Source organism: Endozoicomonas sp. 2B-B (assembly GCF_053470045.1).
In genome coordinates this window covers 1,870,227-1,885,909 of record NZ_JBLZMU010000001.1, presented here as the reverse complement: position 1 = coordinate 1,885,909, position 15,683 = coordinate 1,870,227, and the positions used below count along the sequence as shown (strand labels likewise).

Annotated in this window: 14 protein-coding genes; 9 read left to right on the top strand and 5 right to left on the bottom strand. The window is 47.1% G+C overall.

Features of this window, described 5'->3' with window-relative positions; genetic code table 11:
- Nucleotides 1-37: 37 nt before the first annotated feature.
- Complete coding sequence (locus ACOMHB_RS07555; RefSeq protein ID WP_448216127.1) at nt 38-1,327, bottom strand: ankyrin repeat domain-containing protein; 1,290 nt, start codon at nt 1,325-1,327, stop codon at nt 38-40.
- Nucleotides 1,328-1,607: 280 nt separating this feature from the next.
- On the opposite strand from ACOMHB_RS07555, the gene ACOMHB_RS07550 reads away from it, so the two are divergent.
- Complete coding sequence (locus tag ACOMHB_RS07550; protein WP_448216126.1) at nt 1,608-1,826, top strand: LysR family transcriptional regulator; 219 nt, start codon at nt 1,608-1,610, stop codon at nt 1,824-1,826.
- A 42-nt stretch (nt 1,827-1,868) separates the two neighbouring features.
- Here the strand turns inward: ACOMHB_RS07550 and ACOMHB_RS07545 are convergent, their stop codons facing one another.
- Nucleotides 1,869-3,164, bottom strand: coding sequence for an ankyrin repeat domain-containing protein (locus ACOMHB_RS07545; protein ID WP_448216125.1), 1,296 nt, complete (start codon nt 3,162-3,164; stop codon nt 1,869-1,871).
- 290 nt (nt 3,165-3,454) lie between these two features.
- Between ACOMHB_RS07545 and ACOMHB_RS07540 the strand changes: the two genes are divergently transcribed.
- The 6 genes from ACOMHB_RS07540 (at nt 3,455) to ACOMHB_RS07515 (ending at nt 9,851) form a co-directional block, all read left to right on the top strand.
- Nucleotides 3,455-4,345 (top strand): LysR family transcriptional regulator, encoded by an 891-nt coding sequence (locus ACOMHB_RS07540; RefSeq protein ID WP_448216124.1) that lies wholly within the window; start codon nt 3,455-3,457, stop codon nt 4,343-4,345.
- Between the two features lie 95 nt (nt 4,346-4,440).
- Nucleotides 4,441-5,313: an aspartoacylase gene (locus ACOMHB_RS07535; protein ID WP_448216123.1), complete on the top strand. Its 873-nt coding sequence runs from the start codon at nt 4,441-4,443 to the stop codon at nt 5,311-5,313.
- A 245-nt stretch (nt 5,314-5,558) separates the two neighbouring features.
- Complete coding sequence (locus tag ACOMHB_RS07530; RefSeq protein ID WP_448216122.1) at nt 5,559-6,122, top strand: LPS-assembly lipoprotein LptE; 564 nt, start codon at nt 5,559-5,561, stop codon at nt 6,120-6,122.
- Nucleotides 6,119-7,165: a DNA polymerase III subunit delta gene (gene holA, locus ACOMHB_RS07525; protein ID WP_448216121.1), complete on the top strand. Its 1,047-nt coding sequence runs from the start codon at nt 6,119-6,121 to the stop codon at nt 7,163-7,165. The genes ACOMHB_RS07530 and holA overlap by 4 nt, the downstream gene beginning before the upstream one ends.
- A 253-nt stretch (nt 7,166-7,418) precedes the next feature.
- Complete coding sequence (locus tag ACOMHB_RS07520; protein ID WP_422132720.1) at nt 7,419-8,300, top strand: hypothetical protein; 882 nt, start codon at nt 7,419-7,421, stop codon at nt 8,298-8,300.
- A 171-nt stretch (nt 8,301-8,471) separates the two neighbouring features.
- A complete protein-coding gene (locus ACOMHB_RS07515) occupies nt 8,472-9,851 on the top strand; it encodes a sodium-dependent transporter (RefSeq protein ID WP_422132719.1) in 1,380 nt (459 codons plus the stop codon).
- An 82-nt stretch (nt 9,852-9,933) separates the two neighbouring features.
- On the opposite strand, the gene ACOMHB_RS07510 is transcribed toward ACOMHB_RS07515, so the two are convergent.
- On the bottom strand, nt 9,934-11,745 hold the full coding sequence (locus tag ACOMHB_RS07510; RefSeq protein WP_448216120.1) for a hypothetical protein: 1,812 nt from the start codon (nt 11,743-11,745) through the stop codon (nt 9,934-9,936).
- A 354-nt stretch (nt 11,746-12,099) separates the two neighbouring features.
- Here ACOMHB_RS07510 and ACOMHB_RS07505 point away from each other — a divergent pair, with 354 nt between their 5' ends.
- Together ACOMHB_RS07505 and ACOMHB_RS07500 are read left to right on the top strand one after the other, a co-directional pair.
- Entirely contained in the window at nt 12,100-12,360 is a 261-nt protein-coding gene (locus ACOMHB_RS07505; RefSeq protein ID WP_448216119.1) for an AbrB/MazE/SpoVT family DNA-binding domain-containing protein, read from the top strand.
- Entirely contained in the window at nt 12,360-12,689 is a 330-nt protein-coding gene (locus ACOMHB_RS07500) for a type II toxin-antitoxin system PemK/MazF family toxin (protein ID WP_448216118.1), read from the top strand. Before ACOMHB_RS07505 ends, ACOMHB_RS07500 begins: the two co-directional genes overlap by 1 nt.
- A 115-nt stretch (nt 12,690-12,804) precedes the next feature.
- Here ACOMHB_RS07500 and ilvD read toward each other — a convergent pair whose 3' ends face one another.
- Together ilvD and ACOMHB_RS07490 are read right to left on the bottom strand one after the other, a co-directional pair.
- Nucleotides 12,805-14,646 (bottom strand): dihydroxy-acid dehydratase, encoded by a 1,842-nt coding sequence (gene ilvD, locus ACOMHB_RS07495; protein WP_422474290.1) that lies wholly within the window; start codon nt 14,644-14,646, stop codon nt 12,805-12,807.
- A gap of 154 nt (nt 14,647-14,800) precedes the next feature.
- On the bottom strand, nt 14,801-15,511 hold the full coding sequence (locus ACOMHB_RS07490; RefSeq protein ID WP_448216117.1) for a DUF3581 family protein: 711 nt from the start codon (nt 15,509-15,511) through the stop codon (nt 14,801-14,803).
- Nucleotides 15,512-15,683 lie beyond the last annotated feature (172 nt).

The window sequence follows — 15,683 nt, the reverse complement described above, 5'->3', positions numbered from 1 at the left end:
GATGGTTCTGCCTGACACTTTGCTACATCATGAACAGTTACTTATCCTTATGATCATTCAAAATCGAGTCAACTTTGTCTCGGTTGCTGTCGGTGACTTGAGCCCCTCTGTCAATGAGTTGTTGCAATGCTTCCTTGTCCTTGGCAATGAGTGCATATTCAAGAAGGTTGTGACCTGGGTGGTATTCTGAATAACCTGCCGGTGCATTAATATCAGCAAAGCCATTGATAGCAGACGAGAGTAACACTTTAATAATTTCCGCCCTGTCGGATAAATTTCCTACATAATCGACTCCGTCAAAAGCTGTGTAACCTAGTCCAGTGCGAAGCTCAACTTTTGCCCCCGCATTGATCAGCATCCTGACCAGACCTAAAAAGTTTTTGTTTTTAGGGTAATCTTGATGTAAACCAAGTACCAATGCGTAGTGAAGGGCGGTACGTCCATCGCGAGCAGTTGCATTTACATCGGCTCTGTTTTTAATCAGAGTTTCAAGTGCCAACTCATGGTCAGCATCAACAGCTATGTGGATTGCCCTGTTACCGTCGTTATCTGGAATATCGAAACGGGCTCCATGCTCCATCAAAAGGGTAAACAAATCAGGACATTCAGGGTTTTCGGCAGCCAGATGCAGAGGTGTACGGCCACCCTTGTTGCGGATGTTCATACCAGCATTGAAGTCCAGTAATGTTCTCACCGTCTCCAGGTTATGATTGCTGACTGCGTAGTGTAGTGCTGTGTTGCCCTTTGAGTCTTGAACATCAATATCTTCGCCGATGTCAAGTTCTTCGGCGACACCAATACCTTCGTCAGATTCAATATCTTCGTCGGTGTCAGGATCCTCGGCCAGTAGTCTGGCTATATTTTGGTCGCCCTTTATCGCTGCAATGTGGAGGGCTGACATCTTGGCTTCCTGCCAAGAGTGTTTCGAGCCCGGGCCTTCATGCTCCATAAGTTCCAGGGCTTGGTCTATCTCGCCAGATACTACAGCATGAGCCACCGATGAAAATTCTAATTTCGGGGCCAGGTAATCCTGACAGACAGGGCATATTTTCCGGGAATCGAGACTCTGCTGGTTTTCTTTAAATTCCCTGTGGCAGGAACCATGAAAAAGATGGAGGTTGATTGACTTAAAAAAATTTTGTGGAGCGTGTGCAACAACGACGTTGTGAGAGCCAAAAACCCCCTTAAAGCAAATGCCACATTCTTGAGAAACATTACCTTCAGTCAAATTGTTGATTTTTCTTGTACTTTTTTCACAGAATCTATCCGATTCCAGAATCAATTGTTTCAAGTTTGCCAGATTGAAGGCATGAGAATTTATATCCATTATCAGATCCTTATTGTGTTTTTAGATTAATATCGAACAATCATATCAACTGATAGCAGACATTCTTTGATCGACAACTAATTGCTTCAGGTGCTGGCACCTGAGCTATCTGAGTGATGGTTTCTTACCCAGAGCGTAAAAAATTCATCACAATCGAACGTTTGAGAGAAAAGTTAGCCAAAAGTTCAATTATTCATACTATTTTTTCTTCCGGAATATACCAGTCAGGGATACGATATTGGCAAAACAGATAATTCTTATAAGATTATTCGATTAGCTCATGAAACTGACTCTCCAACAACTGGAGTTTTTTCTGAAGATTGCCCGCCAGCAGAACCTCAGCCGCGCCGCCATAGCTCTGATAATGTCCCAGTCTGCCGCCAGCGGTGTACTGAAAGAACTGGAACAAAAGTTCAACACTCAGCGCTTTGATCGCATTGGCAAAAGACTTAAGCTGAATGATCTCGATAAGATTAATCATGGTTGTTATCAATCCTGACGGTCGATGGTTCTGCCTGACACTTTGCTGCATCATGAACAGTTACTTATCCTTATGATCATTCAAAATCGAGTCAACTTTGTCCCGGTTGCTATCGGTGACTTGAGCGCCTCTGTCAATGAGTTGTTGCAATGCTTCCTTGTCCTTGGCAATGAGTGCATATTCAAGAAGGTTGCGACCTGGGTCGTAACCTGAATGACCTGCCGGTGCATTGATATCAGGAAAACTATCAATAGCCGACGAGATTAACAGTTTAATAATTTCCGCCCTGCCGGATGAATTTCCTACATATTTGATTCCGTCAAAAGCTGTGTACCCTTTTCCGGTGCGAAGCTCAACTTTTGCCCCCGCATTGATCAGCATCCTGACCAGGCCTAAATGGTTTTTCTTTTTTGGGTAACTTTGATGTAAACCAAATACCATTGCGTAGTGAAGGGCGGTACGTCCATCGTGAGCAGTTGCATTTACATCGGCTCTGTTTTTAATCAGAGTTTCAAGTGCCATCTCATGGTCAGCATCAACAGCTATGTGGATTGCCCTGTGACCGTCTTCATCTGGAATATCGAAACGGGCTCCATGCTCCATCAAAAGGGTAAACAAATCAGGACATTCAGGCTTTTCCGCAGCCAGATGCAGAGGTGTACGGCCACACTCGTTGCGGATGTTTATACCAGCATTGAAGTCCAGTAATGTTCTCACCGTCTCCAGATTATGATTACTGACTGCGTAGTGTAGTGCTGTGTTGCCCTTTGAGTCTTGAACATCAATATCTTCGCCGATGTCAAGTTCTTCGGCGACACCAATACCTTCGTCAGGTTCAATATCTTCGTCGGTGTCAGGATCCTCGGCCAGTAGTCTGGCTATATTTTGGTCGCCCTTTATCGCTGCAATGTGGAGGGCTGACATCTTCGCTTCCTGCCAAGAGTGTTTCGAGCCCGGGCCTTCATGCTCCATAAGTTCCAGGGCGTGGTCTATCTCGCCAGATACTACAGCATGAGCCACCGATGAAAATTCTAATTTCGGGGCCAGGTAATCCTGACAGACAGGGCATATTCCGCGGGAATAGAGACTCTGCCGGGCTGCTTCCGATTCCCTGGAACAGGAACCATGAAAAAAATGGAGTTTGGGGTTGGTTGACTCAAAAAAATACCATTCTACGTGTGCAACAACGACGTTGTGAGAGCCAAAAACGCCTTTAAAGCAAATGCCACATTCTTGAGAAAAATTACCTTCAGTCAGATTGTTGATTTTTCTTGTACTGTCATCACAGAAACTTCTCGATTCCAGAATCAATTGTTTCAAATTTGCCATTGAGAAGGTGTGTGAACTTACATCCATTAGTCAGTCCCTTATTGTGTTTTTAGATCAATATCTAACCATCATATCAACTGATAGCAGACATTCTTTGGCCGACAACCAGTCGCTTCAAGTGCTGGCACCTGAGCTATCTGAGTGATTGTTTCTTACCCGGAGCGTAAAAAATTCATGACAATCGAACGTTTGAGAGAAAAGTTGGCCAAAAGTTCAATTTTTCATACTATTTTTTCTTCCGGAATAGAGCAGCCAGGGGTAGGATATTGGCAAAATAGATAATTCTTATAAGATTATTCGATTAAATCGATTAGCTCATGAAACTGACTCTCCGACAACTGGAGGTTTTCCTGGAGGTTGCCCGCCAGCAGAACCTTAGCCGCGCCGCCAAAGCTCTGGTCATGTCCCAGTCTGCCGCCAGCAGTGCACTGAAAGAACTGGAACAAAAGTTCAATACTCAGCTCTTTGATCGCATTGGCAAAAGACTTCAGCTGAATGACCTCGGCCAGCAGGTTCGACCGGACGCCGAAGCCCTTCTGGAAAAAGCCCGGCAGCTTGAGCAGAAACTCTTCAGTAAAACTATGACAGGACAGATCCGGGTCGGCGCTACTCTGACCATAGGCAATTATCTGGCCGTCAACATCGTAGCCCGAATGATGAGAGACAAACCGGGTACCCATATTGATCTGCAGGTGGCCAATACCGCCAACATTACCGAGAAGGTTCTTAACTTTGATCTGGATATCGGACTGATCGAAGGAGAGTTACACCACCATGACCTGAATGTCATTCCCTGGTGTGATGATGAGCTGGTTGCCTTCTGCGCACCGGGCCATGACTTCGAACACAAAACCCAACTGACAGACCAGGACCTTTTGAGTGCGGGCTGGATTCTCCGTGAAGCCGGTTCGGGTACCCGTCAGGCGTTTGATCGAGCCATGCACGGCATTCTGCCCAACCTGAATGTGGTTATTGAGTTGCAACACACTGAAGCCATCAAGCGGGCTGTCGAGGCCGGTCTCGGGATTGGCTGCCTGTCGAGAATTACACTTCAGGATGCTTTCAAAAGGGGCAGTCTGATCCCTTTGTTAATCCCTGACAGAGATTTGAGCCGACAATTCTATTTCATCATGCACCGACAAAAGTACATCAGTCAGGGAACCAGGGAATTAATTGAACTCTGTCGTAGCTGGACCGCCAGTCCTTGAGAACATAAGAGGTCTGTGGGCTCTTAACTTCTCAGGAAGTTGTACAAACCTGAAGCCGGGGTTAGTCTTTTAGTCGGTGCAACAAAGGTCTGATTATGATTAAAAGAATCACTATCGTGGGCGGAACCCATGGCAACGAGTTGATTGGGCCTAACCTGATCAGGAAGTTGGAACAGGACGGCAGTTTCAAACAGAGCGTCATTCCAGTAGATTATCTGCTGGCCAATGTTGAAGCCTATAAAGCAGTCAGACGATTTATGGATGCCGATCTGAATCGTTCCTTCACGGATGACATTCTCAACGGCGATGATGATTCGGTCTATGAACACCGCCGAGCCCGGGAAATCAATCAACTGCTCGGCCCCAAAGCCAATAATGACCGTTTTATCATCGATCTGCACAGTACCACCAGCAACATGGGAATGACGCTGATTATCAAAGATCAGGCAGCTTTCAACCTCAAAGCAGCATCCTATGTGCAACAACAGATGCCGGAAGTAAAAATCATTCTGAGTGACCGTGATAACCAATTCAGCCGAACACTGAATAGCCTTTCCGACTACGCAGTGACCATTGAGGTCGGCCCTCTTCCCAACGGCGTTTTGCGACACGATCAGTTTTCAGACACTGAATCAGTGATCCAACATCTGGTCGACTTCACCCAAACGCCAGAAAACGAACGGGACAATATCTTGCCCGGAAGCACCGAAGTTTATACCGTCAGGGATCGTTTTTTTTATCCCAGAGACGACGACGGACAAATATCTGCCATGGTTCACAGTGCTCTGCAGGATGGGGACTTTGAGGAGCTGAAGCCGGGCATGCCGATGTTTCAGAATATGGATGGCACAGTGACTCCCTATCAGGGTGAACCCGGATACCCTATCTTTATCAATGAAGCTGCGTACTATTACGAGAACACGGCTTTTGTCATGACAACCCGGAAAACGGTTCAACCGGGTCGTTAATAACTTAAAAACGTGCGTCGCCCTTTGGATGGGCGCTTAAATCCCCATGCAATCTGAGCCTGTAAACTCTTTGAGGCAATGATACACAGGCAGACAATCCAATGTTAATCTTTAGGGGTTGGCATGCTAGCATGCCGACCGCTGATGCCGTCTCTGATCAGAGTAAATCAGCGCTTACTCATTCAGCCTTGAGCTAAAACAGCCTTGAGCTCTATAAAGAGTCCTGAGCCCGATATGGAGAGATCATGACAAGACGCTTTCATACAGGGGCCATTCTCCCCCTGCTACTGATCACCAGTTTGCTGACAGCCTGCGGCTTTCAGCTGCGAGGCAAGGTCGATATTGCCAGTGAAATTGCCCAGCTGTCTGTCTCAGGAAGTGATCTGCCGTTTGTCAGGGAGTTAAAAAAAGCTCTGACGCTCAATGGTATTGAGATCACCGACGACGCCCACTACCACCTGCAACTGGTGAGTCTGGAGCGTTCGACAGGCGATGAGATTCAAGCCAGTGTCGGTCAGTACGAACGCCTGCTGACCCTGAAAGCGACCTACCAGCTCAGCACTAATGATGGCCTGAAACTCTTTGACCCCATTGTGCTCTTCAACGAGCGCTACATGTTCCAGGACAAGAACCAGACCAACGCGGCCCTGAGCGAGGAAGCCATCATCTTTGATCAGCTTCGTCAGGAGCTGTTGCTGACCACTGTTCGCAGGGTGGCTGCTATTTCCGGTGAAGTGCTTCGCCAGGAAGAAGTACGAGCCCGCAAAGCCCTCGAAGCCGAGCGAGAGGCGCGTGAAGCGGAACAATGAACATCAGACCCGACCAACTCGGCGCCCAACTCAAGCGACAACTCTGTGCTGTCTACATAGTCAGTGGCGATGAGCCCCTGCAGGTCTCGGAGTGCTGTGACCAAATCCGGCAAGCGGCAAGAAAGCAGGGGTTTACCGAGCGACACGTTTACCATGTCGACAATAACTTTGACTGGGGGGATTTTCTGGAAGCAGCAAACAGTCTCTCACTGTTCGCTGAAAAACAAATTCTTGAAGTCAAGATGCCCAATGGCAAGCCCGGTGATGCAGGCCGAAAAGCTTTTCAGGAATATCTGAAACATCTTTCTCCGGATAACCTGCTACTGATCATTACCGACCGGCTTGATAATGCCAGCCAAAAGGCAAAATGGTTCAAGGCCCTGGAACAGGAAGGACTGTTTATCCCGATCTGGCCTGTTGAACATGACAAGTTGCCGGGCTGGATTGCCCGACGTCTGAAAAGTCAGGGCTTTGAAGCCAGCCAGGATGCTCTTTCGCTGCTCTGCGAACGCATTGAAGGAAATCTGCTGGCCGCCTCACAGGAAATTGAAAAACTGAAGCTACTGGCGGATGGCAAAAAGATTGAAGTGGAAACCGTCAGGGAAGCGGTTTCTGACAGTGCCCGCTATGACGTTTTCCAGCTGGCTGATGCTGCTCTGAATGGTGACCCGAAGTCTGTGGTCAGAATACTCGGCGGCTTGAAAAGCGAAGGCATTGAGCCACCCATTGTGCTCTGGGCTCTGGCCCGTGACGTGCGACTGCTCAGCCACCTCAGCCGATTAAAATCCCGGGGCACACCGCCCAACGTGGCTTATGATCAGGCAGCCAAAACTCACGGCATGTCTTCCTTTATTCTCAAGAAACGTAAAAACCTGCTGGAAAAATGCATGGGGCGTCACAGTGAGCGTGCCTTTCGCCAGATGCTGATTCATACTGGCCATATTGACAAAGGTGTCAAAGGGCTTGAAAAAATCAACTGCTGGGATGAATTATTGACCCTGAGCCTTTTCCTGGCCGGTATGCCTGCTCCTCTTCAAGCCTGAATTTTATACCAATTGGTACGTTTTTAATGACATTAAACAGACAGCTGTGACCGTCAGACCTCTGGCTAAAAATAGTATTCAATCTCAGTCGGTTGACTCATTCTGCCTTTAATAAGTCGCTTATAATTTCCTATTGCACTAAATAAACCCACTTGCTAGACGCATTTGCAACAAGCGAACAACTTCTATAAAGGCTTCTATGGCAGGGCCGATGGTTCGAGAGATCCGAAACCGCGCACAGGAGTGTATGGATATGATTTTTCGAAACCTGCTGGGAGCAGCTGCTGCATTGCTGGTAGCAGGCTGTGCCTTCAACATGTCAAACCATAAAGGGGCCTATAACGAGAAATGGTCCAAAGCCAAGAACCTGACTAATGCAGGCGGCATGCTTGAACAGGTGTATGACCAGCAGTTACCTGCCGGAGCTTACAACAAGGAAGGCAAGCTGGAGGACTACAAACTGGGCAATATTTCTCACCCGGCCTATGGTGCTGCCAGCGGTGTGGTGGGAGTTAATGTCAAACCTTATGGCGCCTTTGAACGCTTTTACTGGGGATGGACGGTACCGGGTGCCAGCCATTATGATCACCACAGGTTATTTGCCTGGATGCCCATCGCCATGGCCGAGGATGAGATCGGAGCCAGAGAAACAATGGAGCTGATGCTGACCCGTTCCGCCCTGACCATCCTCAACGACATGAATTACAAGTACAAGCCGATCAAAACACCTTTCGAGCATAATGGTCTGGCTTTCAAGCAGTGGTACCTGGAACAGACCGGTGCTACCTGCTCTTTTGCCCGAATGAACTGTGTTCTGAGTCTGTATATCCCGGTTCCAACTGCTGTCGACCATGCGCCTTCATTCTCCTATTTCAGTATGGCGGGAGAGCCAGCCTGGTTTTTCTCAGCCCATGATGATAACGCTTTCCCCAGGCTGTCCATCACCCAGGGTGAAGGTTTGGAAAGCATCAGCGAGAATGTCTTTTATCAGAAGCTGAGTGCCCGTCTGCCAGGGTGGGTCTATTTCTACATGGCGCCCAAAGAGGTGGGTATCGGAGACGACAACAAAACCATCGCTTACCCCTATGTACTGGAGAAAGGCAAACCGTTGCTGTTCATTCGCCCCAACAAGTAGGTAAAAACGAAAAGCAAACCTCAAAATCACTGCTATAGTCTTTGGGATTTGCTGTTACAGCGGCGCAGTTGTCGGCCCATAAAGATCAGGCCCGCGCATCAGACAACGAGGAAGCTGTTATCAACAGGCTGTATTAAAAATAAGTCGGCGGACAAACAGTCCCTGAATGGAATGACTGATCAGAGTAAATCCACCTTGCCAGAAATCCAGGCTACACGAGGTCAGTTCAGTAGCAGACTGAGCTTTATTATTGCCGCTGCCGGCTGCGCAGTAGGTGTGGGAAACATCTGGAGCTTTCCAACCCAGACGGCACAAAATGGCGGCGCAGCCTTTGTTCTGGTTTACCTCTGTTTCTCATTCCTTCTTGCCTATCCCACACTGGTGGCCGAACTCACTATCGGCCGATACAGTCAATCCAACTCAGTGACTGCCATGACCGGTCTGGATAACAGGAACTGGGTCAAAAAACTGGGCTTGATCACCAGCATTATGGGATTAGTGACCCTGACTCTGATTTACAGTTTTTACAGCATTATCGGTGGCTGGTTTACTGGTTTCTCTCTGGCCCCGATCTTCGAATTGGGCGGCCTTCACGCGGCGGCCAGCTGGCTGACCGATTTTAATGTCTACTCAACGGCTCTGGTCACCCTGCTTTTCATGGTTCTGACCACGTTGATCGTCATCGGTGGGGTTAAAGAGGGCATAGAGCGCTGGTGTAACAGGCTGATGCCCGCCCTGTTTATTATTTTGTCTGTGCTCATTGCTTTCGCTTTAAGCCGACCCGGTGGTATAGAAGGTTTGAAAGTCTATCTGATTCCGGACTTTTCCAAACTACTGAACCAACAGCTTTTGATTTCAGCCCTGGGGCAGTCTTTCTTCTCTATGTCCCTGGGTGTGGGCTGCATGATGGTTTACGGTTCTTATCTGAGTAAAAAAGCCAACCTTCCACTCACCGCTTTCCAGGTTGCGCTGGTCGACAGCTCAGTGGCGTTCCTGGCTGGTATGCTGATCATTCCCTGTATGTTCGCTGCCATGCAGCAGGGTATCGAGATTTACACCGCTAACGGACAGCTCCACAGTGCTGACACGCTGGTTTTTAACGTACTGCCAACCTTATTTAATCAGCTGGGAATACTCGGGCAGCTGGTTGCGCTGGCTTTCTTCATGCTGCTAACGATTGCCGCGCTGACTTCATCGATTTCTCTGATAGAACCAACCGTAGCCTATATGGTTGAAAAGCTCAGTTTTCGTCGCCATTACGCCAGTTGGTGCATTACGGTGATCTCAGCCTGCCTGTCGGTTTTAATCATTTATCACATTGAGACGCTGCTGGGTCTGGCCGTTAAAGTCGCTACTCAGTATCTGCAACCTGTTTTGTGCTTCATGATTGCCATTTATGGCAGCTGGATCATGCGTCAGAACCGCCTGCTGAAGGAATTGAGTCAGGGCTTTCCTGAAATCCGGAAGAGCCTGTTCTGGAAGATCTGGCCCTGGTATATCAGGACGATTTGCCCGGGCCTGATTCTGATACTCTTCCTGAGCAATCTCTGATCTTCTTTTTAAAAATTTCCCGGAAAGCCTGCTAATAGCAACCGGGCTGAAAGAACAGGAAGAAGATTAAAAATAAACTCCGTCAAAAGCCAAAACTCTCTCTGACGGCATCGATACCCCCAGAATCATAAAGCGCATCCACTCTCTCTATGACGGCCTCGATATTCTCAGAACCACAAAACGTTTCCACTCTCGCTCTGACAGCCTCGATATTCTCAGAACCATAAAGTTCTTCCACAGAATAATCAAAGTTAGCATCGAACCATTCAGTGAAATCATCCAGGTATTTTTCCCGTTTTTTCAGATATTTTATCCTCTCTTCTTCTTTTCTTCTCTCCTTCTCTTCGATGCTAAGCTCTTTTTCTTTATCTCTCTTTTCTGCCTTGTTTTGTATAGCTCCATGAACCTGCTCAGTGACGTTGGTATTAACAGTTGGCGGAAACATCGCCATCACAGCAGTTGACACTGCCACAACATAGTTTATTTGCATTCTGTCAAACATTGTGCCAAGGCTTAACATTGTGCGTGTGAATTCACATCTACCAATAAACAGTTTTTCTAATTGATTCGTTATGAACTTTTCTAAGGCTAGAAGAAATTTTTGAAACAATTCAGGGTTTTCATTTCCAGGGTTTTCATTTGAGGCGTTTAATACCCTTTCTAGTCTTATCTTTAATTCTAATTTTCTGAAAATCGTTACATAATTTTCAACCATGTCTTCATCCGTATCTGATTGGCTAAAACAAATCGGCATATTATCAACATGTGCACTTACGATTTTTTTAAAGAGAAGTTCAAGTTTCAGGCTTGTGGCATACAAGAAACTCATGAACTGCATATTCGAGGCAACTGATTCAGGATCTTTCTCACCATATTCTTCTATAAGCATTAACATTTGTTCAGCTGATTCTACACCGTACTGATAAAGCGGTGTTAAATTTTTATTAACTTCAAAATTGAGCAGAGAGTTAGCAGCTAATAACATTGGGTCTGCTGATGCCTCAGAACTTTCAGCTTCTGGGGAACCACCCAATTGTTGCAAAATCTTAAGACGCATTTCTCCCAATAACTTCAGGCCAGAGAAGACGGAAGCAGACTCTTTAACATTTGCTTTTAAAACGTCGTGATCGTTTATTGAGGCTAATGTACCTAAAAGGTCACGTTTTCCGGCATGGAGTCTCTCAATACCAGACAAGCCAGTGGCGTGAAACAGGAATGAGTCAAATAAAGCATGAGCCACCTGAGGGAGGCTTTCATTTGAATGAATGACTGTGTAGTAGCTCAACATCAAAATCGCCAGGTTCTGTTGATCTTCTGGCTTAGTCATATCGACAGGAGATTCGGTACCCACGATGTTAGTCAGAACGCCTATCATTGCATTCTGGTTACTGTCAGCCGAAATATGGAGAACTTGTTGTACTTGCTGAATCATGCTTGCAATTGTCAGGCTCTCATCGGGTGGGGTTATCGGGATATAGCTCAACATAGTGTTCAGGGTGTTGTTTTCAATTCCTGTATTCAATCCCAGGATAATGGCAGTAATTTGTGCATGATTCATTGGCGGGAGCGGAATATCCATTAAAGCCTGAGGCTGCTGCGCTCCAGCCCCATCCGATGCTTCTGAACCCTCAGCTATTATTTCGCCTTGCTCATTTTCATAGTTCATTGCAAAGATAAGATGGGTGCTATTTGGGCTGGGTACAAAAGGAGGGATTTTGCCTGTATAAGCATTATGGTTAATTAAATCCTCCAGGAAGCCAGACCCTTTTGTGGTTTTTTCTCTGACAAATTCCTCCATCATTGGCGTTGAAAAAGGACTTCCTGCCAGCAGTTTTGAACAGGGGCAAGCCATTATGATGAGGCCAAGGGAAGCAGCAGTTGGTAATCGAGCCATGTAATTACCCATTGTCGTCTTTCTAGCTTAGTTTGAACGCTACAGTAAAGTAGTCCATCTATTGCAGCAGCGACAGATTTTCAGCACCCGCCAGACCAAGCCTGATCACCCTTTGAACTCCGTTTTTAAATAGAAAAGGCGGATAACGGGCTCAACCTCATCTCTGAAAATGAAAGTCAGTAAGGATTAGTGTTTGAGCATGGGCTGGAGACCTGAAACTAAAATTCAGTTCCCTGTACGATTTCGAGCACTCGTAGTTTTAAAAGTGGCCAAATTTAAGAACGCTTGTATTAACTTGCACAGGCGCTATAGTCTATACCTGTGTATATACTTTTATTCGGAGCCAGTGGCCAGATGATCGTTCAAATTAAAAAATGGGGTAATAGCCTTGCTGTTAGAATACCTGCTAAGGCTCTTTCTATTTCAGGGTTAGGTGAAGGTTCCTGGTTGGAAGTAAATTCTTTAAAGGGTGAAATTCTCCTGAAGGAATCAAAGCCAAAGGTGAAATACACCTTGGAGCAGATGTTTGATGGTTATGACGAGAACAGTTTTGAGCCTAATCAGGAAGATAGGGAGTGGATGAATGATGGTCCTGTTGGTGGGGAGAAGATTTGATGCCCTATATTCCTGACAGAGGTGATGTTGTATGGATCAACTTCGATCCTTCCTCAGGAAGGGAAATACGTAAGAGAAGGCCGGGGTTGGTTCTATCGAATAAGCTGTATAGCCGGTTTACCAAATATGCTCTGGTGGCCCCAATAACATCAACAATAAGAGGCTGGCCCTTTGAGGTCAAAATTGATGGCGGAGATGTTTCAGGAGTTGCCCTTTGTGAACAGATCAAGTCATTGGACTACCTTTCGGGAGAACTAGAATTCATAGAGAAAGCTGATCCTGATGCAGTTGAAGAAGCGATAGCCAAAATAGTGGCTATTTTCGATTAAGTCGGCACATCAATGTAAGCTCAGACTCATTGTCCTGAATTTTTTGTTTGTTTACGACAGATAAAGTACACGACAAGCTCTATATAACATAGAGCTTGTCGTTCATGAGTCACTGTCAATCCAGGAGCGACACATCTCTGACAGCACCTTTATCGGCACTGGTCACCATAGCCGCATAGGCTTTTAATGACGCAGAAACCTTACGAGGCCGCTCTTTCAGAGGTTTCCAGGCTGCCTTGCCTTTCGCTTCCATCCGGGTACGACGCTCGGCCAGCTCTTCATCAGACAACTGTACGTCAATGGTACGATTAGGGATATCAATACGAACGATATCGCCTTTTTCTACCAGAGCAATATTGCCCCCCGCTGCCGCTTCTGGAGAAGCATGACCTATGGAAAGTCCGGAAGTACCACCAGAGAAACGACCATCGGTCAGGAGCGCGCACTCTTTACCCAAACCTTTGGATTTCAGGTAGCTGGTCGGATACAACATCTCCTGCATACCCGGACCACCTTTGGGACCTTCGTAGCGGACGATGACAACATCACCGGCTTCTACCCGACCTTCCAGAATATCACTGACTGCATCTTCCTGACTCTCACAGATATGTGCAGGTCCTTCAAAAACCAGAATACTCTCATCGACACCAGAGGTTTTTACTACGCAACCATCCAGAGCAATATTACCGGTCAGAACCGCGAGACCACCTTCATTGCTGTATGCATGCTCCAGTGTACGGATACAACCTGATTCACGATCATCGTCCAGCGTTGGCCAGCGAGTTTCCTGACTGAATGCCTGTGTCGTACGTATGCCGGCAGGTCCTGCCTTGAAGAATGTCAGTACCGATTCGTCACTGGTCTGTTTGATATCCCATTTAGCCAGAGCTGCGGCCATGGTTTCACTGTGAACCGTCGGGATCTCATTGTTCAACAACCCTGCCCGATCCAGTTCACCCAGGATGCCAAACACACCACCCGCACGATGGACATCTTCCATATGGTATTTCTGGATGTTAGGTGCCACCTTGCACAGCTGAGGCACCTTGCGAGAAAGGGCATCAATATCTTTCATGGTGAAATCGACACCCGCTTCCTGTGCAGCGGCCAGCAAATGCAGAATGGTATTGGTGGACCCCCCCATGGCTATATCCAGACTCATAGCATTTTCAAAGGCCTTATAGCTGGCAATAGAGCGAGGCAGAACAGACTCGTCATTCTGTTCGTAATAGCGCTTGGTAATATCGACAATCCGTCGACCGGCTTCGAGGAACAGTTGCTCACGATCGGCATGAGTGGCCAGCATGGAACCATTGCCGGGCAGGGACAGACCCAGAGCTTCCGTCAAACAGTTCATGGAGTTGGCGGTAAACATACCGGAGCAGGAGCCACAGGTTGGGCAAGCTGAACGTTCATACTCAGCAACAGTTTCATCGTCGGCATCCGAGGCGGCAATGACCATGGCATCGACCAGGTCCAGTCCATGCTGTGCCAATTTGGTTTTACCGGCCTCCATGGGACCACCGGAGACAAATATCACTGGAATATTCAGTCTCATGGCGGCATTGAGCATTCCGGGAGTAATCTTGTCGCAGTTGGAAATACAGACCAGGGCATCAGCAGTATGGGCATTTACCATGTACTCAACGGAGTCGGCAATGATGTCCCGGCTGGGCAGGGAGTAAAGCATGCCGTCATGGCCCATCGCGATACCATCATCGACGGCGATGGTATTAAACTCTTTGGCTACACCACCATGCTTTTCAATTTCTCTGGCCACCAGCTGTCCCATGTCTTTTAAATGAACATGGCCGGGAACAAACTGGGTAAAAGAGTTGGCTACGGCAATAATAGGCTTTTTGAAGTCATCATCCTTCATACCCGTGGCACGCCAAAGCGAGCGGGCTCCAGCCATATTACGACCGTGGGTCGAGGTTCTTGAACGGTATGCAGGCATGACTCTCTATCCTTTCTCTCTGATTCTTAATCCTGATGTTTGAGAAGCTCTCTGGAAACCAGGCTCTCTGATGTCTTCCATGGCGGATTCGGGATTATAACAGAATGATGGGAGCCTGATAGGCTCCCGATAGCCTCATAATGCAGAAGAATAATCAAGCTGCGTATTCTATCCGGCGACGATTATACTCCTCGACCATACTGTCGACGGCAGGCTGATCATATTCCCGCAAGTTGGCCAGAACCATGGTTTTCTTCCCTTCGCCCACAACTTTGTCACCTTCTTTGAAGACAAAGCCCAGGGTGACATTACCACGTTTGCCATTCACTTCCAGATGAGACGCTGAGGCCTCTATTACGGGGTCTTTCAGATCAATTGTGTCCAGATGTACCGACATGGTTTCGTAGATAACCAGAGGCCGCGCCACATTAATCATGACATTCTTCTCTTTCATCAGTGGCACCAGAACATGTGGGAAGTTTTCACCTGAGAACGCCACATAAGCCTTTACCAGCTTTGCAATCATGTCAGCATTGTTTGTTTGCTTGCCATCATGCTCAACCCGCAGGTATTCCTTCTCACTCTGGTCACAAATAATCTTGTCACCATTGCCGGCATCGGCAATCGACAGGGCAACGCCATCACTGACCATGCCACTGAAACTCACTTTCATATCAGGGTATAGCCCTTCAGAGCAGAGAATTTTGGCAAACAGAAGATCACCCGGAACACAAAACTTCTTGGTGTCGACATCATGCAGCGGGTTGAAGTCATTGGCGATATTCTTGGCAAAATCACTGGACTGCTGACGAGTGAATGAGAACTGGTTATTTTCCAGCTCAGTACAATATTGATCTAAAAACATAATGTTGTTCTGTTGGCCCGGTCTTTCAGATGAGTGACCAGAGCTCAATCCATTTCATATGGACTTGTATTTCCCCAGGGCAGTGAGAATCAAATATTGAAAACGGCCAGAGGGCTCGATCTATCTCTGGCGACTCACTGATATCATACGTCAAATCCGAATAAGACTACTG